The organism is Nonomuraea maheshkhaliensis (assembly GCF_039529435.1).
Lineage (GTDB): Bacteria > Actinomycetota > Actinomycetes > Streptosporangiales > Streptosporangiaceae > Nonomuraea > Nonomuraea maheshkhaliensis.
The window spans coordinates 17194-36091 of sequence record NZ_BAAAMU010000079.1; the positions used below are offsets into that span (position 1 = coordinate 17194).

The window sequence follows — 18898 nt, forward strand, 5'->3', positions numbered from 1 at the left end:
GTCCTCACTTCTTGATCGTGTAGCGGTCGCCGTAGACCTTCCAGGTCAGCGGCGGCCTGAGGTCGAGGTTGCGGTTCTTCAGGAAGACCCGCTGCATCGTGTCGACCCGGGTCGTGTCCTCGTGGGCCTCCTCGGCCCGCATCGCCGCCTTGCGGGCGTCGAGGAACGCGTTCAGGTACGTCACCTCGTTCCCGCCCCGCGCCGGGGGCCTGGCCTTGGCCAGGGCCGCCTTCCTGATGCCGCCGAAGCTGAGCCGGTCGGCGCCGGGGCCGTGCATGACCATGGCGTCGTAGTAGACGAACTGGCCCAGCGCCCGCAGCCCGTCCTGCTTGGCCCGGCGGACGGCCGGATCGAAGTAGACCCGGTCGCGCTCGTCGTTCTGGGCCCGCTGGAAGGCCGGATCCTTGGCCGCCCTGCGCCAGTCGGCGGGGAAGCGCGGGGCCAGGCCCTTCAGCGAGGCGGTGCCGTCGACCCGGCGCAGCGCGGGCAGGTATTTCGCCAGCACGTTGCCCGGCTTGCGCCTGGTGTAGAGCTCGACCAGCTTCAGCATGTCGCCGGTGCCCGAGCAGAAGCCGATGATGCCGGCCGTGTAGCCGCGATCGTCCTTGATGTCCTCGATGTAGCCGTACTGGGCCTTCCAGTCGAGCGAGGAGTTCTCCGCGCTGGACACCAGCCGCATCGCGATGTCCTTCTTGTGCGCGCCGGCCAGGCCGGCCGCCGGGGCGGTGGCGGCGGGGCCGGCGGGGACGGCGCTCAGGGTGAGGGAGAGGGCCACGAGGGCGGGGGCGATCACGGAGGAGAAGCTACTCCACGGGGCGCAGGGCCGCGAGCTGCTGTTCGAACGGAACGACCTCTTCCTCGTCGTCCTGCTTGTCCCGCTTCGCACCGGGCGCGCGGTGCGGGAGCAGGCCGGCCAGCTCGTCGGCGGCGCGGTCGATGCGCTCGCCGAGCCCGTCGGTGAAGGCGTCGTGGCCGCCGCCCCAGTCCTCCGACGCCGCGTACACGGCCGTCGGGACGACCACCGCGCGCAGGTACGCGAACAGCGGCCGCAGCGCGTGCTCCAGCGCCAGCGAGTGCCGGGCGGTGCCGCCCGTGGCCGCGATGAGGACCGGCTTGCCCGCCAGCGCGGTGTTGTCCAGCACGTCGAAGAACGACTTGAACAGGCCGCTGTAGGAGCCGCTGAAGATCGGCGTGACCGCGATGAGCCCGTCGGCCTCCGTCACGGCCGCGATGGCCTCGCGCAGCCTGGCGTTCGGGAAGCCGGTGACGAAGTTGTTGGCGATGTCGACGGCCAGGTCACGCAGCTCGATCACGCGGACCTCGGCGCCGGTCGGGGCGCCGGTCCCGGCCCCCGTCTCGGCCCCGGTCCCGGTCGGGGTCTCCGTCGCCGTCCGGTGAATGACCGCCTCGGCCAGGCGGTCGGCGAGCAGGCGGGTGGAGGAGGGCTGGGTGAGCCCGGCCGTGACGACGGCGAGCTTCATGGTGCTCCTTTCCGGAAACATCAGGATTCGAGAGCCGGGGCCGCTAGGCGCCGACGGTCTCGGACGCGTCCTTGGCGGCGAGCAGGCGCGCGTGCGTCGGCGCGCCGGGCACCTCGGCCGGCCGGTTCTTGGCGAACTCCTTGCGCAGCACGGGCACGACCTCCTCGCCGAGCAGGTCGAGCTGCTCCAGCACGGTCTTCAGCGGCAGGCCGGCGTGGTCCATGAGGAACAGCTGGCGCTGGTAGTCGCCGAAGTACTCCCTGAACTCCAGGGTCCTGTCGATGACCTGCTGCGGGCTGCCCACCGTGAGCGGGGTCTCGGCCATGAACTCCTCCAGCGAGGGGCCGTGGCCGTAGACGGGGGCGACGTCGAAGTAGGGGCGGAACTCGCGTACCGCGTCCTGGGAGTTCTTGCGCATGAACACCTGGCCGCCCAGCCCGACCACGGCCTGCTCAGGGGTGCCGTGCCCGTAGTGGGCGTACCGCTGCCGGTAGAGGCTGATCAGGCGCACGAAGTGCTCCTTCGGCCAGAAGATGTTGTTGGCGAAGAAGCCGTCGCCGTAGTAGGCGGCCTGCTCGGCGATCTCGGGGCTGCGGATGGAGCCGTGCCAGACGAACGGCGGCACCCCGTCCAGAGGGCGCGGCGTGCTCGTGAAGCCCTGCAGCGGCGTGCGGAAGCGGCCCTCCCAGTCAACGACGTCCTCGCGCCAGAGCCGGCGCAGCAGCGCGTAGTTCTCGATGGCCAGCGGGATGCCCTGCCTGATGTCCTGGCCGAACCACGGGTAGACCGGCCCGGTGTTGCCCCGGCCCAGCATGAGGTCCACCCGGCCGTCGGCCAGGTGCTGCAGCATGGCGAAGTCCTCGGCGATCTTCACCGGGTCGTTCGTCGTGATCAGCGTCGTGGCGGTCGACAGCTGGAGCCGCTCCGTCCTGGCCGCGATGTACCCCAGCATGGTGGTGGGGGAGGACGGCACGAAGGGCGGGTTGTGGTGCTCGCCCGTCGCGAAGACGTCGAGCCCGACCTCTTCGGCCTTGAGCGCGATCGTCACCATCGCCTTGATCCGCTCGTGCTCGGCCGGGGTCTTGCCGGTGGTGGGGTCCGTGGTGACGTCGCCCACGCTGAAGATGCCGAACTGCACTTTAGTCACCATCCATGACTGTTGAATCTTTGACGACTACGCTAGCGCCCAGGCGCGCCCAGGTATTCCATCATCGGGCACACCCGGCCCCGCCGGGCAGGCTCGCGGCGAGCGGACAGCGTCGAACGGGCGGCGGTGCCGGGGTGGAAGGGGAGGCGGAGCGGGAGGGGCGGGCGGTGATGACCTGGTTCGGAGAGGGGGAGCGCGGGTTCGCGATGAGCGTGCGGCAGGCGGCGATCCGGCGGCACCCGTCGCGGAGGACCTGGGGCTCGGGTCGCCGGTGCGGTGCTGGGACGTGTGGCGGCCGGCCCTGGCCGGAGCCCTGGCCGGAATCGTGATGGCCGGGGCGGCCGTGCTCACCGACGCCCCCACCCCGCGCACGGTCGCCGCGCTCCTCACCCCGCTGCTCATCCCCGTCGTGCTGGCCACCGCCTCCTGGCCCGCGGTGTGGGGCCTGGCCGCCGCCGCGTCGCTCGCCGCCGTCCCCCTCGCGCCGGCCGCGTTCAGCGCACGCCGGTCTCGCAGAGCGCGTTGATGTCGGCGGGGCCGAGGATCCGCTTGGGGGCGCCCCGCTCGGCCACCGTGATCATCGCCTGGCCGATCCGCTCGGTCGTGGTGATCCCCGCGCCGAACAGCCGCCGCAGCACCGGGTAGAACGGCCGCACCACCACGTACGCCAGCCGGTAGAAGCGGGTGCGCGAGGTGACGCCGTGCATCGGCTGGATGTAGCCGGGCCGGAACATGTACGCCTCCAGGGGCAGCTCCAGCAGGGCGTTCTCGGTCTCGCCCTTCACCCGCGCCCACATGGCCCGGCCCTGGGCGTCGGTGCCGACGCCGGACACGTACACGAACGTCGAGCCGGGATCGAGCCGCGCCAGCGTCCGGCCGGCCGACAGCGTGAAGTCGTAGGTGACGCGCCGGTAGTCGCGCTCCTTCATGCCGGCCGACGAGACCCCGAGGCAGAAGAAGCACGCGTCGTGACCGCGCAGCTCGTCCTCGATCGCCGACAGGTCGAGCAGGTCGTCGTGGCGCAGCTCGCGCAGCTTGGCGTGGGTGACCCCGGTGACGGCCCGGCCCACCGTGAGCACGGCCGTGACCCGGTCGTCGAGCAGGCACTCCCTGAGCACCCCGCGCCCGACCATCCCGGTCGCCCCGAACAAGATCACTCGCATCTCGGCACCCCTCCAGGGCAAGCCTAAGGCGGCGCCGGATCAGGTGAGGTCACGCAGCGCTTCGCGCAGCCGCGCGCGGGCCAGTGCCGGGATGGACAGGCCGCGGGCGGAGATGCCGATCGCCCACTGCGTGCCGGGCACGACCGCGCCCGCGCAGGCCACCTCCTCCCTGAACTGCCCGTACTCCTCCACCACCTGGCCGGGGCGTAAGAGCGCCAGCTCCTCCTCGACGTCCTCGACGCTGGTGGGGGTGGCGGAGGTGAAGCGGCGCAGGCCGTACTCGGTGAGGATGCCCCGCCGGATGCGCGGCGGCAGCGACAGCAGCAGTGCCTTGCCGAGCGCGGTGGCGTGCGGGGCCGTCTCCAGGCCCGCCTGGAGGTCCTCCAGCCACGGCGAGAGCGGCCCCTCCGCCACGTCCACCACCACCAGTCGCGCGTCGGTGAGCTGCGCCAGGTAGGCGGTGTGGCCGGACTCGGCGGCGAGCTGCCGCAGCACCTCCGCCGCCCGGGGCGGGCGCTCGAACGCCTCCAGCATCTCGTGGAAGCGCTCGGCCACCTTCGAGCCGATCATGTAGTCGCCGTCGGGCCTCCGGTGCAGGTAGCCCTCGTAGCAGAGGGTGCGGACGAGATGGTAGGAGGTGGACAGGTTGAGGCCGCACCGGCGGGCTATCACCTTGACCGACAGCGGCCGGTCGGCCCGCGAGACCTCCTCCAGCACGCGCAGGGCGCGTGAGACGCTGCGGATCAGATCGCTTGGTTCGTCGTCGGTCATCCTCCAAGCATGTTCGTCATTTGAAAAACGGACGCCTACCCCAGGCGGCACACCCGTCCGACGATGAGGTCATGCCGGAGATACCGCAGTGGGCCAGTCAGGCGCTGTCCGGGGTCTACGACCCGTGCTGCAGGGAGAAGGGCATCTCCGTGGTGGAGATGGGACTCATCCGGTCGGTCGAGGTCGACGCGGGCCTGGCCAGGGTGGAGCTGCTGCTGACCTCGGGCTGGTGCCCGTTCGCCGCCAGGGTGCTCACCGAGGTGCGCGAGCGCATCGAGGAGCAGCCGGGCGTACGCGAGGCGCAGGTCGAGGTCGTGTGGGACGAGGCGTGGACCGTGGACCGGCTCTCCCCGAGGGCGGCCCGGATGCTGCGCTTCCTGCCCGACCCCGCCCAGGTGCCCGACAAGGCGGCCTATGTGGCGAGGAGGCGACAGACGTGATCGACGACTTCTTCGTGTTCGACAGCGTGGCCCACGTGTTCAACTTCGAGGCCAAGAACGCGTACGGCTCCGCGGGACAGATGTTCTCCAACCACCTGTACGCCTTCCACACCGCACTCACCCCGGAAGGCGAGACCAAGCTGCCGCCCGAGGACTTTCTGCGGCGGTGGACGGTCGACGACATCCGCCGCATGGTCTACGAGGAGTCCGACACGGACATGCTGGTCGCCATGCCGCTGCCGCTCACCGACCTCTACCACGACGGCCTGTCGCCGTGGCAGGAGTGCGCGGAACTGGCCGCCCGCGACCCGGACCGGACGATCTTCTGGGGCACGGTCAACCCCCTGGAGGGCCGCAAGGCGCTCGACCTGATGGAACGCCAGGTGGGGGAGTACAACGCCCGCGCGTTCAAGCTCTACAACGTCCGCTACGACTACGGCTCGCCCTACCCGTGGCGGATGGACGACCCCCGGGTGGCCTTCCCGATCTTCGAGAAGGCCCGCGACCTGGGGATCAACCTGATCGGCGTGCACAAGGGCGTGCCGCTGGGCCCGCAGCCCATCGAGCACACCCAGACGTGGGACATGGACGGCGCCGCCGCCAACTTCCCCGACATCAACTTCGTCATCTTCCACGTCGGCCTGCCGTTCCTGGACGAGACCTGCTGGCAGCTCATCCGCTACCCCAACCTGTACGCCGACCTGGCCGCCACGATCAACTTCATCGTCAGGGCGCCGCGGATGTTCGCCGAGATCATCGGCAAGCTGCTCTTCTGGTGCGGCGAAGACAAGATCATCTACGGCTCGGAGGCGCCGATCTTCCATCCGCAGTGGGCGCTGCGGGCGTTCAGGGACTTCACCATTCCGCAGGACCTCTGCGACGGGTACGGCTACCCGCAGCTCACCGACCAGGCCAAGCGCAAGATCCTGGGCGAGAACCTGCTACGGCTGCATGGCCTTGGTCCTGTGCACGGCCTGTAACAGCCCGACGGCCAGCAGCCCCGCCACCGTGGCCGAGCCGCCGTAGGAGACGAACGGCAGCGGCACGCCCACGACCGGCACGAGCCCCAGAGTCATGCCCACATTCATGAACGTCTGGCAGGCCAGCCACGACACCAGCGCCCCCGCCAGCACGGTCCCGTACGGCGACGCGCCGCGCCGCGCGATCGACAGCCCCCGCCACAGCAGCGCGAACAAGGCCAGCACGATCAGCGCGGCGCCGGCGAACCCGAGCTCCTCGCCCGCCACGGTGAAGATGAAGTCGGTGTGCTGCTCGGGCACGAAATGCCCGGCCGTCTGCTCGCCGTTGAACAGCCCCTTGCCGTAGAGCCCGCCGGAGCCGATCGCGATGCGCGCCTGGGCGGCGTTGTACCCGACGCCGCCCGGATCGGCCCCGGGGTTCGCCAGCACGAGCAGCCGCTGCACCTGGTACGGCCGTACCAGCCCGAACCGCCACGCCGCCACCGCCGCGCCCGCCGCCCCCAGGGCGAGCACCAGCAGCCACCGCTTGGGCGCCCCCGACACCAGCAGCGCCCCCGCCACCATGGCCGCGAACACCAGCATCGTGCCCAGGTCCGGCTGCAACCCGATGAGGGCGATGGGCACCGCGGCCAGCACCAGCGCCAGCAGCACCCCGCCGAACCCCGGCCGCCGCCGCCCGTCCAGCAGCTCACCCAGCGGCACCGCGAACGCCGGCGCCAGCGCCACCTTGGCGAACTCCGACGGCTGGAACTGCACCCCGGGCGCCAGCACGATCCACGAGTGGGCCCCGTTGACCCGCACCCCCAGCGGGCTCAGCACCCCGGCCAGCGACAGCAGCGCCAGCACGTACGCGAGCGGCACGTACGCCCGCAGCACCCGCAGATCCACCCGCGAGACCAGCCACATCAGCACCAGCCCCGCACCGACGGACACCGCCTGCCGCACCAGCAGCCCGTGGTCGTCCTCCATCCGGGTGGCCGACCACACCAGCAGCAGCCCGGTCCCGGACAGCGCCAGCGCCAGCAGCGTCAGCACCCGGTCGGGCGGGCCGAGCGACGGCGCCCACACCAGCGGGCGCCTGCCGGACATCGTGATCATCGCCGCTCCCTCAGCCCGAGAATGCCCTCCCAGACCTCACGGGCGGCCGGGGCGGCGCCCTCCGCGCCCCTGCCGCCCCGGGACAGCACGACGACCACCGTGTAGGCGGGGTCGGGGGCGAACGAGGCGAACCAGGAGGTGTCCCGGTGCCCGAACGACTCCGCCGTCCCCGTCTTCCCCGCCACGGCGATCTTTCCGAACGGAAACCCCTTGAACGCGCCTTCCGCGGTGCCTTCCCTGGGCACCTGGGCGAGGGCCTGGCGGATGAAGCGCAGCGTCTCGGGGGAGGCGGGCAGCCGGCCCGCCACCGGCGGCGTGATCGTGCGCGCCGTCGTGCCGTCCGGGCGCACGACGCGCAGGCCGACGCGCGGGCTGTGCAGGGTGCCGCCGTTGGCCACGGCCGCGTACGCCCGAGCCAGCTGCAACGGCGTGACCAGCACCCCGCCCTGCCCGATGGAGAAGTTGGCGGAGTCACCGGGCCGCCACGCGCCGCCGCCCCGGCAGTTCTCCCCGGCGATCGTGGTCAGGTAGGCCGCCCGCGCCCGGTCGGCCAGCTCCGGGTAGCCCTTGACGGCCCGGCGGCAGCTCTCCGCGCGGGTGGCCCGCCAGTGCGCCTTCTTCGCGGCCGCGTCCGGCACCGCCCCCGCCGCTTCGCCGGGCAGGTCCACGCCGGTCGGCGCGCCGAAGCCGAACCCGCGGGCGGTCTCCTGCGGCACGCTGGAGCGGCGCCGCCACAGCTCGTCGGCCAGCCGGTAGAAGATCGTGTCGCACGACCGCACCAGCGCGCCGTGCATGGTCATCGGGCCCAGGTCGGCGCTGCCGAAGTTGCCGAAGGTACGGCCGCCGATCGGGTAGCCGGCCGGGCAGTCGTAGGTGGCGTCCAGCGCGTACCCGGCGGACGCGGCCGCCGCCACCGAGGCGACCTTCCACGTCGAGCCGGGCGCCCACTCGCCCTGCACGGCCTGCGACAGCAGCGGCAGCGCCCGGTACTCCGCCGCCGTCACGCCATCCGTCCACACGCCCGGGTCGTACGAGGGCCGCCCGGCCAGCGCGACCACCCGGCCCGTCCCCGACTCCATGATCACGACCGCGCCCGACGTGCCGCCCGTGGCCCGCAGCGCCCGGCCGAGCGCCCGCTCGGCGACGGCCTGGATGCGGGTGTCGATGCTGGTCACGAGGGTGTTCCCGGGGACGGGCGGCACCTCGCGGACCGTCCGCGTGACCCGGCCGGTGTTGTCCACGGCCACGTCCCTGCGCCCGGCCCGCCCCGCCAGCTCCCCGTCATAGACGCCTTCGAGCCCGTCGCGGCCCTCGGCGCCCTGGACGTAGCCGAGGGTGTGCGCGGCGGAGGCGCCGGAGGGGTGCGCCCTGACCGGGCGCAGCTCCGTACGCACGCCGGGGAAGTCCTGCTGGCGCTCGCTGATCTGCAGCGCCGCCGGCACGCTCACGGCCTCGGCGACGGGGATCGGCTCGTACGGCGAGCCCGGCCAGCACGGGCGCGGCACCGAAGGCCCGCACAACCGCACCTTCTCCACGATCTGCCGGTACGACCGCCCCAGCGCCTCGCCCAGCCGCGTCAGCACCTCCCGCCCGCCGTCCGGCTGGTGGGCCAGCTCCACCGCGTTGACCGTGACGACCGGCCTGGTCCTGTTGGTCACCAGGGGGCGGCCCGCCACGTCGAGGATCGGGCCCCTGACCGCCGGCAGCGTCACGCTCCTGATCCGGACGTCGGCCGCGGCCCGCACGTACCGCTCCCCGCTGACCACCTGAAGGAACCACAGCCGTCCGAGGAGCGTGACCACCATGCCCGCGACGGCCAGCCGCAACACGAACAACCGCCCCCTAGACACGCCACGCCATCCCTGCGGCTGGCCGCCTTCCGGACGCGACCTGACACCCTTTGTCCGGCCGCCTTTCAGACACCATGCGACACCTCTCGCCCGGCCACCGTCCGCGTTCCGACATGGCGGGGCACCTCTCGCCCGGCCACCGTCCGCGTTCAGACATGGCGGGGCACCCTCTCGGCCGGATGCCGTCGAGCGAGCACCGCCCCGACGGCGACCCCGAGACCCACCGTCCAGGCCAGCGTCACCGGCAGCCCGGCCAGCACGTCGTCACCGCTCGGTGTCAGCCCCGGCCCGAGCCCGACCAGCCGCTCCGCCGCCGTCACCGCGCCCAGCAGCCAGCCCTTGGCGCAGCTGTCGGCGAGCAGCTCCACCGCCTCGTCGCCGGCCAGCCCGGCGCCCGGCGGATCGGCCAGTGCGGCCTCCGCGTCCGCCAGCCGGGCCGGATCGAGCCGTCCCAGGGGCGGGGCGGGGTCCCACCATCGCCGTACGCTCAGGCTCAGCGGCCCCAGATCGATCGTGCGGTCGCCCACCGTCGCCTCGTCACCCACCGTGAGGTGGGGCAGCGGCGTCGACAGCAGCACGGAGTTGGGCAGCCGGGTGGCCTCGCCGGTGATCACGGCGATCACGGACGGCTCCAGATCGGTCCTGACCTCCAGGTACACCCCCGCGGGGAACGCGGCCAGCACCCGGGCCGGGCGCCGCTGGGACTCAAGGACAGGGCGCACCGCCGTACTGGCCGCGCCGGACACGTGGACGCGGGTACGCCGAGCATGAGTACTGACGGTCACCAGACCTCCCAACCGACCTTGGTCCTGACCGTAGAACGGCCGGTGAACCCTCCGTACGGGTAAATTTGCCAACAGTCAGCGGGAAGGTTGGCTCTTCCTGACAGACCGCTTGTGGGTTCACAATCTCTGCATGGAGCCCCCCGTCCGTCTCGCCAGCACCGGCACGATCATCCACGGCGTGTCCGTCGGCGAGGTGCTCGGCGTGTCCACCCTCGCCGACGCCCGGCTGATCGCGGGGGAGAGCGGGCTGGGCCGCATCGTGCAGCGGCTCAACGTCATGGAAGTGCCCGACATCCTGGCCTGGGTCAAACCGCACGAGCTGCTGCTCACCACCGGCTATCCGCTGCGCAACACGCCCCAGTCGCTCGGGCGGCTGGTCGCCGACCTGGACGAGCGCGGCCTGGCCGCGCTGGCCATCAAACTCGGCCGGTACGTGGACGAGCTGCCCGACGAGATGGTCGAGCAGGCCGACCGGCTCGGCTTCCCCCTCATCCTGCTGCCGAACGACGTCGGCTTCGACGACATCCTCAACCAGGTGCTGACCGACATCCTCAACCGCCAGGCCGCCGTGCTGGCCAGGGCGGAGGAGGCCCACCGGGCGCTGGTGCAGGTGGTGCTGGCCGGAGGCGGGCTGAACGAGGTCGCCGCCGAGGTGGCCCAGCTGCTCGACGTGTCGGTGGCGGCCGTGGACGGCTCGGGCGGCGTGCTGGCCACCGCCGGCGCCGCCGAGCACGTGAAGGTGCTGCGCGAGTCGATCTCCCGCGAGGGCCCGCCGCTCTCGCCGGCGGGCGGCCGGGTGCGCTCTTTCGCCTCGGTGCCCGTCCTGGCCGGCGGCCACCACCACGGCAGGATCGTCGCCTACAGCCCGTCGGGGGCGATCAGCACCAGCGACGTCGGCATCCTGGAACGTGCCGCCACCGTCGCCGCGCTCGTCGTCACCCGGCAGGAGGCGGTCAACGCCGTCGAGAGCAAGTACCGGGCCGACTTCCTGCGCGACGTGCTCACCGGCCGGGCCGGCACCGCCGAGCGGATCACGGCCAGGGCCAGGGCGTTCGGCTGGGACCTGGCGCGCACGGTGACCGTCCTGGTGGCCGAGCTGGACCCGGACGGCGACGAGCGCAGCGCCCAGGACCGGCTGGTGTCCTGCTGGACGGCCGCGATCAGGCGGCACGACCCGCGCGGCGCGGTGGCCGGGTTCTCCCACGAGGTGGTGGCCGTGGTGGACGCCGGCATCGACGCCGCCAGGGTGGCCAAGGACGCCGCCTCCGCCTTCGCCGACGTGCCGCCCGCCACCTTCTCCACCGGCACCTCCCGGCCCAGCCCCGGGGCGGCGACGCTGCCGGAGGCGTACTCGCAGGCGCTCAAGGCGGCCAGGGTCGGCCGCCAACTGCACGGGCCCGGGGCCGTCGCCCACTTCGACCAGCTCGGGGTGTACCGGCTGCTGTCGCTGGTCAACGACACCGACGAGCTGCACGCGTTCGTACGGGAGACGCTCGGGCCGCTGGCCTCCGACGACGACGCCGAGAACGCGGACCTGCGGCGCACCCTCCAGGTGCTGCTGGAGACCAACCTGAACGTGGCGGAGACGGCGCGGCGGCTGCACTTCCACTACAACACGCTCCGCTACCGGATCGGCAAGCTGGAACGGCTGCTCGGCAACTTCACCGACGACCCCCACCTGCGGCTCAACCTGACCCTGGCGCTGCACGTGCTGCGCATGCGGGGCATCTAGCCTGCGTCTAGGCTGGGGCGTCGTGGACTTCGAACTGCGCTCTGACTACATCCCGCTGTGCGACCTGCTGAAGTACTGCGGGATCACGGAGACGGGCGGCATGGCCAAACACCTCATCGCCGAGGGGATGGTCTCGGTGGACGGGGAAGTCGAGCTGCGCAAGCGGGCCAAGATCCGGGCGGGGCAGGTCGTGAGCGGGGAAGGCTTCTCGATCCGGGTGGGGTGAAGGCGGCGGACATCTACGAAAGTCACCACGTCATTACGCGTTGTTTGCCGGTATCGGGCCCGCCGGAAAAAGAAACGGCCCCCTGGCGGGGGCTGTGGTGCCCGGGAGCGTAGCCCCGGGCGGGTAACTTCATGTCGGGGCGTGGTGGCAGTGCGCGACAGTCGAATCTTGAAATCAAGCGTGCAGATGTCTATGTCGACGGGTTCAACCTGTATCACGGCCTGCGGGAGCTGGGCAGGCGGCGCCTCCCGTGGCTGGACCTCCGCTCTATGATCACGCGTGTCCTGCGGCCCGACCAGAGGCTCGAAACTCTCGACCACTTCACCGCCGGCGTTCGCAACGACCCGCCGGGCGTCGCACGACAGCAGGTGTACCTGGCCGCACCGGAAAGCGTCGGCAGTCGCGACTGCCCGCCACTGTGGGCGGCGCAGATGGGGCTGTTTACCGCCGGCCGGCGTACTGGAACTGAAGCTCACCCTCTATTGTGCTCTCCGACATGAGTCAGGGAGACGAATCCGCTGGTCAGGCGGGGAGATCGGGGTGCGGGCGTGGCGTTCGGGTGGAAGGTGCACGGCGATGGGAAGCGCCTGACGCCGGGTGAGGTGGTCAAGCCGGACGAGCGCCTGAGCTGGCCCAGGATGGTCGGGATCGGGGCGCAGCATGTCATCGCCATGTTCGGCGCGACCTTCGTGTTCCCGCTCGTCATGGGGCTCGACGCCAACCTGGCCGTGATGATGTCCGGCGTGGCGACGATCCTGTTCCTGCTGATCGTGAAGGGCAAGATCCCGAGCTACGTGGGGTCGAGCGCGTCCTTCGTCGGGGCCGTGGTGGCGATCAGGGCGGCCGGGGGCGGCGACGCGACCGTCACCGGGGCGCTGCTGGTCGTGGGCGTCGTGCTGGCCCTGTGCGGGTACGCGATCCACCGGCTGGGCGTGGGTGCGATCCACCGGGTCTTCCCGCCGATCGTCACCGGCGGCGTGGTGATGCTGATCGGGTTCGGGATGGCGTACGTGGCGGCCGACGTCTACTGGCCCAAGGACCCGTGGGTGGCGCTGCTGACGATGGCGGCCACGTTCGTGTTCATCGGGGTGTTCCGCGGCTTCCTGGGCCGGATCGGGGTGCTGCTCGGGCTCGTGTTCGGATTCGTGCTGTCGTGGGGATGGGACCTCGTCGGCGGGCGGATCCTGGCGCCGGACGACAGCGGGCGCGTCACCGAGCACTTCCGGGTGAACCTGGAGGGCGTCGCCCAGGCCGACTGGATCGGGCTGCCGTCGCTGCACGGGCCCGTGTTCGAGGTGTCGGCGATCGTGCTGGTGCTGCCCGTGGTGATCGCACTGATCGCCGAGAACGTGGGGCACGTCAAGGCCGTGGGCGAGATGACCGGGGCCGACGTGGACGCCTACATGGGGCGGGCGGTCATGGCCGACGGCGTCGGCACGGTCGTGGCCACGTCCGTCGGCGGCCCCGCGACCACGACGTACGCGGAGAACATCGGGGTCATGGCGGCCACCCGGGTGTACTCGACGGCCGCCTACTACATCGCGGCCGTCATCGCGATCCTGTTCGGGCTCTGCCCCAAGTTCGGGGCGCTCGTCGCGGCCACCCCCGGCGGCGTGCTGGGCGGCGTCACGACCATCCTGTACGGCATGATCGGCCTGCTCGGCGCCAAGATCTGGATCGAGAACCGGGTGAACCTGTCGGACCCGGTCAATCTGGTGCCCGTAGGGGCCGGGATCATCTGCGCCATCGGGCCCGTCGCGCTGCCGCTCACCGGCACGTTCGCGCTGAGCGGGATCGCCCTGGGGACCATCGTGCTGCTGGCCGGATACCACCTGCTGCGCGTCACCCGCCGGCAGGACGACCAGTAGGCCGGCGGACACGGGCCGGTCCTCGCGAGCCGATCCCTCACGCGCCGCCGCGAGCCCCCGCGAGCGCCCCTCACACGCCGACACTTCTCATGTGCGCGAGGTTCACCCTGGTCGGCCGGTCAGATTTGGCAGATCATGCCCGTGTAGGTGCGTGCCGTCGGGCCTAATGTGCCCGCAAGCGGAGCGTGCCGCCGGCCCAACCGCCCAGTACAAGAGGGGCTCGCATGGCTGTGGGATGGACCAGACACGGTGACGGCAAACACCTCGCCCCCGGCGAGGTGGTCAAACCCGACGAGAGACTGAGCTGGCCCCGGATGGTGGGGTTCGGGGCGCAGCACGTGATCGCGATGTTCGGCGCGACGTTCGTGTTCCCCCTGGTGATGGGGCTGGACCCGAACGTCGCCGTGATGATGTCGGGCGTCGCGACGATCCTGTTCCTGCTGATCGTGAAGGGAAAGGTGCCCAGCTACCTGGGCACCAGCGCGTCCTTCGTGGGCGGCGTGTTCGCCATCAGGGCCGCCGCCGGCGGCGACACGGCGGGCGCGGACGCCGTCGTGACCGGCGCGATCCTGGTCGCCGGGTTCGTGCTGGCGCTGGCCGGGCTGGCCATCCACTTCCTCGGCGTGGACATCATCCACCGCGTCTTCCCGCCCGTGGTCACCGGCGCGGTGGTGATGCTGATCGGGTTCGGGCTGGCGTTCGTGGTGGCGGACGTCTACTGGCCGCAGGACCACTGGATGGCGCTCGTCACGATGGTCATCACGTTCGTGGTGATCGTGGCGTTCAAGGGGTTCATCGGGCGCATCGGCGTGCTGATCGGGCTGGTCGCCGGGTTCGTGCTGTCGTGGCTGCTGGACGTCACCGCAGGGCCGGTCACGTCGGTGCTGCCGGGGGCCAACCTGCGTGACGCGGCGGGGGCGGCCTGCCCGGCCGAGGGCACGTACTGCGTGGCGACGGCTTTTCCGCACGACCGGGTCAGCTTCGACGCCGTGTCCTCCGCGCCCTGGTTCGGGCTGCCCAGCTTCCACGCGCCCGACTTCAAGACCTCGGCCGTGCTCCTGGTCCTTCCCGCCGTGATCGCGTTGATCGCGGAGAACATCGGGCATGTGAAGGCCGTGGGGGAGATGACCGGCACGGACCTGGACCCGTACGTGGGGCGGGCGGTGACGGCCGACGGCGTCGCGACCGTGCTGACCAGCGCCGTCGGCGGATCGCCGACGACCACGTACGCCGAGAACATCGGCGTGATGGCGGCCACCAAGGTCTACTCGACGGCCGCCTACTACATCGCCGGGATCATCGCGATCCTGTTCGGCCTCTGCCCGAAGTTCGGGGCGCTGGTCGCGGCCACGCCCGGCGGCGTGCTCGGCGGCGTGACCGTGATCCTGTACGGCATGATCGGCCTGCTCGGCGCGAAGATCTGGATCGAGAACAAGGTGGACTTCGCCGATCCCGTGAACATGGTTCCGACCGGAGCGGGCATCATCCTGGCCATCGGACCTGTGAGCCACTTCATCGGCGGAGACTTCACCCTTGAGGGCATCGCGCTCGGCACGATCGTGGTGCTGGGCGGATACCACCTGCTGCGCGCCATCGCCGGCCGCAGTCCCGAGCCCGCCAGGAGCGAGGCCGGGTGAAGCCGCCGCCCTTCGAGTACCACGCGCCCCGCGACCTCAGCGGGGCGCTGCGGACCCTCGCCGAGGTGGACGGCAAGGTGCTGGCCGGCGGTCAGAGCCTCATCCCGATGCTCAACATGCGGCTGGCGGCGCCCGCCCATCTCGTGGACATCAACCGGGTCCACGGGCTCGGCGCGACCGAGGTCACTCCCGAGGGGGTGAAGGTGGGCGCGCTGGCCAGGCACGCCGAGGTCGAGCGGGCCATGGCGCACCCGCTGCTCACCCGTGCGCTCAAGCTGGTCGCCCACCCCGTGATCCGTAACCGGGGCACGGTGGTGGGCAGCCTCGTGCACGCCGATCCGGCGGCCGAGCTGCCCGCCGTGCTGGCCGTGCTGCGCGGCAGCGTGCTCGCGGCCCGCTGGGAGACGGCGAACGGCGGGCCCGTGCTGCGGGAGGTGCCGGCGGAGGAGTTCTTCGTCGGCCCCATGGAGTCGGCGCTGCGCCCGGACGAGCTGGCCGTGTCGGCGTTCTTCCCGGCGCTGCCGGAGGGGAGCGGCGCCGCGTTCGAGGAGGTGAGCCGCAGGCACGGTGACTACGCGCTGGCGGGGGTGTGCGCGGTGGTCACGGTCGGGGCGGACGGCACGGCCCGCGCGCGGGCCGCGTGCGTCGCGGCCGGCGCCGGGCCCGTCATGGTCGACCTGGGCGACGTGGGGCCCGTGGAGCGGGCCGACTGGAAGGCGGCGGCGGCCCTCGTACGCGAGGCGACCGATCCGGAAGAGGACATCCACGCCACGGCCGCCTACCGCGGTCACCTGGTGGGAGTGCTGGCCGAGCGGGCGCTGCGGAACGCGGCGCGGGAGGGGGCGGCGGCCCGTGGAGCATGAGATCACCCTCGTCGTGAACGGCGCCGCCAGACGGGTCCGCGTCCCCGCGCGCCGCCTGCTGTCCGACTGCCTGCGCCACGACCTCGGCCTGACCGGCACCCACGTGGGCTGCGAGCACGGCGTCTGCGGTTGCTGCACGGTGCTGCTCGAAGGCCGGCCGGTGCGCTCGTGCCTGACGTTCGCCGTGACCGTGGACGGGGCCGAGATCACCACCGTCGAGGGCCTGGCCGGGAGCGACGGCCGGCTGTCGGCGGTGCAGCGGGCCTTCGCCGAGTGCCACGGGCTGCAGTGCGGGTTCTGCACGCCGGGCTTCCTGTGCACGGTGACGGCCCTGCTGGCCGACAATCCGGTCCCGACGGACGACGAGGTGATCGAGGGCATCTCCGGCAACCTGTGCCGCTGCACCGGCTACCAGAACATCGTGAAGGCCGTCCACCGGGCCGCCGAGCTGCGGGCGGAGGAAGCATGACGACGAAGCTGTTCGGCGAGCCCGTGCAGCGGCGCGAGGATCCGCGGCTGCTCACCGGGCAGGGACGCTACCTCGACGACCTGGGCCGGGAGGCGCTGGCGGCGGCGTTCGTGCGCTCGCCGCACGCCCACGCCCGCATCCGCGACATCGACGTCGGCCCCGCGCTCGACGTCGAAGGGCTCGTCGCCGTCTACACCTGGGAGGACCTGCCAGAACGGGTCGGCCGGGCGCTGCCGCTGCTCATCCCGCACCCCGCGCTCACCCACGGGCGCACCGCCCACCCCCTGGCCAAGGAGGTCGTCAGGCACGTCGGCGAGCCGGTGGTCATGGTGGTGGCCGCCGACCGGTACGCCGCCGAGGACGCCTGCGCGCTCATCGAGGTCGACTACGAGCTGCTCAAGCCGGTCGTCGGCCTGGAGGAGGCGGCTCACGGGGCCCAGCTCGTGCACGAGGACGTGCCGGGCAACGTCGGCGCGCACCTCGTCCAGGAGGTGACGGCGCCCGGCGGGCAAGGCGCCAGGGAGGCGATCGAGGCCGCGCCGCACACGCTGGACTTCCGGCTCGACATCGAGCGCAGCGCCAGCATGCCGCTGGAGGGCCGGGGCGTGTACGCCCGCTGGGACGGCCGCGACCTGCGCGTCTACTCCAGCACCCAGACCTCCACCAGCGTCCGCATGGCGGTGGCCGCCGCGCTCGGCCTGCCGCTGCCCCAGGTCGAGGTGATCGCGCCCGACGTGGGCGGCGGCTTCGGGGTCAAGATCGTGCACCCGTGGCCGGAGGAGGTGCTCGTCCCCTGGGCGGCGATGACGCTCGGGCGCGAGGTCAAGTGGGCCGAGGACCGGCGCGAGCACTTCATCTCCTCCGCGCACGAGCGGGCGCAGGTGCAGCACGTGCGGGTGGGGTTCGACGACGAAGGGCGCGTTCTGGGACTGGACGTCACGATCCTGCACGATCACGGCGCCTACACGCCGTACGGCATCATCGTGCCGATCGTCACCTCCACGCAGTTGCTGGGGCCGTACCGGGTGGGCGCCTACCGGGTCGAGTTCACCGCCGTCTACACCAACACCGTGCAGGTGACCCCCTACCGGGGGGCCGGGCGGCCGCAGGGCGTGTTCTGCATGGAACGCACGATGGACAAGATCGCCCATCATCTGGGCAAGGACCGCACCGCCGTCAGGGAGGCCAACTTCATCCGCCCCGAGGAGTTCCCGTACGACCAGGGGATGATCTTCCAGGACGGTCGGCCGCTCATCTACGACAGCGGCGACTACCCCGAGATGCTCCGCATGATCAAGGAGCTCATCGGCTGGGACTCCTTCGACCGGCGTCCCGGCAGGGGCATCGGGATCGGCTGCTACGTCGAGGGCACCGGCGTCGGCCCGTACGAGGGCGGCCACGTGCAGATCACCTCCGACGGGCGCGTCCACGTCTCCACCGGCCTCACCTCGCAGGGGCAGGGCCACGAGACGGCCTTCGCCCAGATCGCGGCGGCCGAGCTGGGCGTGCCCATCGAGCGCGTCAGCGTGGTCACCGGCGACACCCGCAGGTTCGGGTACGCGGTCGGCACGTTCGCCTCGCGCGCGGCCGTGGTCAGCGGCAACGCCATCGCCCTGGCCTGCCGCAAGGTGCGCGAGAAGGCGCTGCGCATCGCCGCCGACGCCCTGGAGGCCGACCCGGCCGACCTCGACATCGCCGACGGCCTCGTGCACGTGGCCGGCACGCCGTCCGCGTCCATCCCGCTGTCCACGGTCGCCGTGCTGGCCAACCCGCTGCGGTACGCCTTCGACGAGGAGACGGCCAAGGCCACTCAGTTCTCCGGCACGGCCTCGCCCGACCGGCCGCCGGTGGCCGAGGGCGAGGAGCCGGGGCTGGAGGGACGCGACTACTACTCGCCGATCAGGTCCACGTTCGCGGCCGGCATGCACGCCGCGATCGTCGAGACCGACCCCGACACCGCCGAGATCAAGGTCGTGCGGTACGCGGTCGTGCATGACTGCGGCCGGCTGATCAACCCCATGATCGTCGAGGGGCAGATCCACGGCGGCGTCGCCCAGGGCATCGGCGGCGCCCTCTACGAGCGCATGGTCTACGACCCGCACGGTCAGCTCGTCAACGCCTCCTTCATGGACTTCCTGATGCCGTACGCCACCGAGGTCCCGCGCGTCGAGACCGACCACCTGGAGACGCCCTCGCCGCTCAACCCGCTCGGCATCAAGGGCGCGGGCGAGGCCGGCGTGATCCCCGTCTCGGCCGTCATCGCCTCGGCGATCGAGGACGCCGAGGGCTTCGCGATCGACCGCATGCCGATCTCGCCGTCCGAGCTGTTCGAGGCCCGCGAACGCCACCGCTGATGAGCGGGGCCGGCTGATCGAGGCGGGTTGATCG

Annotated in this window: 18 protein-coding genes; 10 read left to right on the plus strand and 8 right to left on the minus strand. The window is 72.0% G+C overall.

Annotation, left to right across the window (positions count from 1 at the left end; all coding sequences use genetic code 11):
* Nucleotides 1-4 precede the first annotated feature (4 nt).
* From ABFX54_RS37985 to ABFX54_RS37995, 3 genes are read right to left on the minus strand one after another with little or no spacing between them, the layout of a single operon-like run.
* Complete coding sequence (locus ABFX54_RS37985; protein ID WP_346111605.1) at nt 5-793, minus strand: chitosanase; 789 nt, start codon at nt 791-793, stop codon at nt 5-7.
* A 10-nt stretch (nt 794-803) separates the two neighbouring features.
* Nucleotides 804-1481 carry an FMN reductase gene (locus tag ABFX54_RS37990; protein ID WP_346111606.1) on the minus strand — a complete coding sequence of 226 codons (678 nt, stop codon included), beginning with the start codon at nt 1479-1481 and terminating at the stop codon, nt 804-806.
* A gap of 43 nt (nt 1482-1524) precedes the next feature.
* On the minus strand, nt 1525-2619 hold the full coding sequence (locus tag ABFX54_RS37995; protein WP_346111607.1) for an LLM class flavin-dependent oxidoreductase: 1095 nt from the start codon (nt 2617-2619) through the stop codon (nt 1525-1527).
* A 295-nt stretch (nt 2620-2914) separates the two neighbouring features.
* Between ABFX54_RS37995 and ABFX54_RS38000 the strand changes: the two genes are divergently transcribed.
* Nucleotides 2915-3154 carry a hypothetical protein gene (locus ABFX54_RS38000; RefSeq protein WP_346111608.1) on the plus strand — a complete coding sequence of 80 codons (240 nt, stop codon included), beginning with the start codon at nt 2915-2917 and terminating at the stop codon, nt 3152-3154.
* On the opposite strand, the gene ABFX54_RS38005 is transcribed toward ABFX54_RS38000, so the two are convergent.
* Both ABFX54_RS38005 and ABFX54_RS38010 read right to left on the minus strand, forming a co-directional pair.
* The gene (locus ABFX54_RS38005) at nt 3123-3791 is read right to left on the minus strand and encodes a Rossmann-fold NAD(P)-binding domain-containing protein (protein WP_346111609.1); all 669 of its coding nucleotides are present in this window, start codon (nt 3789-3791) and stop codon (nt 3123-3125) included. The two genes, ABFX54_RS38000 and ABFX54_RS38005, sit on opposite strands and share 32 nt — an antisense overlap.
* Nucleotides 3792-3830: 39 nt before the next feature.
* Nucleotides 3831-4562: an IclR family transcriptional regulator gene (locus ABFX54_RS38010; RefSeq protein WP_346111610.1), complete on the minus strand. Its 732-nt coding sequence runs from the start codon at nt 4560-4562 to the stop codon at nt 3831-3833.
* Between the two features lie 71 nt (nt 4563-4633).
* Between ABFX54_RS38010 and ABFX54_RS38015 the strand changes: the two genes are divergently transcribed.
* Together ABFX54_RS38015 and ABFX54_RS38020 are read left to right on the plus strand one after the other, a co-directional pair.
* Nucleotides 4634-5002, plus strand: a complete 369-nt coding sequence (locus ABFX54_RS38015; RefSeq protein WP_346111611.1) for a metal-sulfur cluster assembly factor — start codon at nt 4634-4636, stop codon at nt 5000-5002.
* On the plus strand, nt 4999-5982 hold the full coding sequence (locus tag ABFX54_RS38020) for an amidohydrolase family protein (RefSeq protein WP_346111612.1): 984 nt from the start codon (nt 4999-5001) through the stop codon (nt 5980-5982). Before ABFX54_RS38015 ends, ABFX54_RS38020 begins: the two co-directional genes overlap by 4 nt.
* On the opposite strand, the gene rodA is transcribed toward ABFX54_RS38020, so the two are convergent.
* The 3 genes from rodA to ABFX54_RS38035 all read right to left on the minus strand — a co-directional run bounded on the left by rodA (nt 5944) and on the right by ABFX54_RS38035 (nt 9715).
* The gene (rodA, locus tag ABFX54_RS38025) at nt 5944-7080 is read right to left on the minus strand and encodes a rod shape-determining protein RodA (protein WP_346111613.1); all 1137 of its coding nucleotides are present in this window, start codon (nt 7078-7080) and stop codon (nt 5944-5946) included. The two genes, ABFX54_RS38020 and rodA, sit on opposite strands and share 39 nt — an antisense overlap.
* Complete coding sequence (locus ABFX54_RS38030) at nt 7077-8930, minus strand: peptidoglycan D,D-transpeptidase FtsI family protein (RefSeq protein WP_346111614.1); 1854 nt, start codon at nt 8928-8930, stop codon at nt 7077-7079. Before ABFX54_RS38030 ends, rodA begins: the two co-directional genes overlap by 4 nt.
* 149 nt (nt 8931-9079) lie before the next feature.
* Nucleotides 9080-9715: an oxamate carbamoyltransferase subunit AllH family protein gene (locus tag ABFX54_RS38035; protein ID WP_346111615.1), complete on the minus strand. Its 636-nt coding sequence runs from the start codon at nt 9713-9715 to the stop codon at nt 9080-9082.
* Between the two features lie 130 nt (nt 9716-9845).
* Between ABFX54_RS38035 and ABFX54_RS38040 the strand changes: the two genes are divergently transcribed.
* The 7 genes from ABFX54_RS38040 (at nt 9846) to cutA (ending at nt 18864) form a co-directional block, all read left to right on the plus strand.
* Complete coding sequence (locus tag ABFX54_RS38040) at nt 9846-11447, plus strand: PucR family transcriptional regulator ligand-binding domain-containing protein (protein ID WP_346111616.1); 1602 nt, start codon at nt 9846-9848, stop codon at nt 11445-11447.
* A 22-nt stretch (nt 11448-11469) separates the two neighbouring features.
* On the plus strand, nt 11470-11673 hold the full coding sequence (locus ABFX54_RS38045) for an RNA-binding S4 domain-containing protein (protein ID WP_346111617.1): 204 nt from the start codon (nt 11470-11472) through the stop codon (nt 11671-11673).
* A gap of 548 nt (nt 11674-12221) precedes the next feature.
* Nucleotides 12222-13541: a uracil-xanthine permease family protein gene (locus tag ABFX54_RS38050; protein WP_346111619.1), complete on the plus strand. Its 1320-nt coding sequence runs from the start codon at nt 12222-12224 to the stop codon at nt 13539-13541.
* 224 nt (nt 13542-13765) lie between these two features.
* Nucleotides 13766-15178, plus strand: coding sequence for a uracil-xanthine permease family protein (locus ABFX54_RS38055; RefSeq protein ID WP_346111620.1), 1413 nt, complete (start codon nt 13766-13768; stop codon nt 15176-15178).
* Nucleotides 15175-16041, plus strand: a complete 867-nt coding sequence (locus ABFX54_RS38060) for an FAD binding domain-containing protein (RefSeq protein ID WP_346111622.1) — start codon at nt 15175-15177, stop codon at nt 16039-16041. The genes ABFX54_RS38055 and ABFX54_RS38060 overlap by 4 nt, the downstream gene beginning before the upstream one ends.
* Nucleotides 16031-16510, plus strand: coding sequence for a (2Fe-2S)-binding protein (locus ABFX54_RS38065; protein ID WP_346111623.1), 480 nt, complete (start codon nt 16031-16033; stop codon nt 16508-16510). Before ABFX54_RS38060 ends, ABFX54_RS38065 begins: the two co-directional genes overlap by 11 nt.
* Entirely contained in the window at nt 16507-18864 is a 2358-nt protein-coding gene (gene cutA / locus ABFX54_RS38070; RefSeq protein ID WP_346111624.1) for an aerobic carbon-monoxide dehydrogenase large subunit, read from the plus strand. Before ABFX54_RS38065 ends, cutA begins: the two co-directional genes overlap by 4 nt.
* Nucleotides 18865-18898 lie beyond the last annotated feature (34 nt).

What these genes read in the sequence shown, in the direction of transcription:
- rodA (WP_346111613.1), bottom strand. Translation starts at nt 7,080, where the DNA reads ATGATCACGATGTCCGGCAGGCGCCCGCTGGTGTGGGCGCCGTCGCTC.
- ABFX54_RS38055 (WP_346111620.1), top strand. Translation starts at nt 13,766, where the DNA reads ATGGCTGTGGGATGGACCAGACACGGTGACGGCAAACACCTCGCCCCC.
- ABFX54_RS37990 (WP_346111606.1), bottom strand. Translation starts at nt 1,481, where the DNA reads ATGAAGCTCGCCGTCGTCACGGCCGGGCTCACCCAGCCCTCCTCCACC.
- ABFX54_RS38010 (WP_346111610.1), bottom strand. Translation starts at nt 4,562, where the DNA reads ATGACCGACGACGAACCAAGCGATCTGATCCGCAGCGTCTCACGCGCC.
- ABFX54_RS38040 (WP_346111616.1), top strand. Translation starts at nt 9,846, where the DNA reads ATGGAGCCCCCCGTCCGTCTCGCCAGCACCGGCACGATCATCCACGGC.
- ABFX54_RS38015 (WP_346111611.1), top strand. Translation starts at nt 4,634, where the DNA reads ATGCCGGAGATACCGCAGTGGGCCAGTCAGGCGCTGTCCGGGGTCTAC.
- cutA (WP_346111624.1), top strand. Translation starts at nt 16,507, where the DNA reads ATGACGACGAAGCTGTTCGGCGAGCCCGTGCAGCGGCGCGAGGATCCG.
- ABFX54_RS38005 (WP_346111609.1), bottom strand. Translation starts at nt 3,791, where the DNA reads ATGCGAGTGATCTTGTTCGGGGCGACCGGGATGGTCGGGCGCGGGGTG.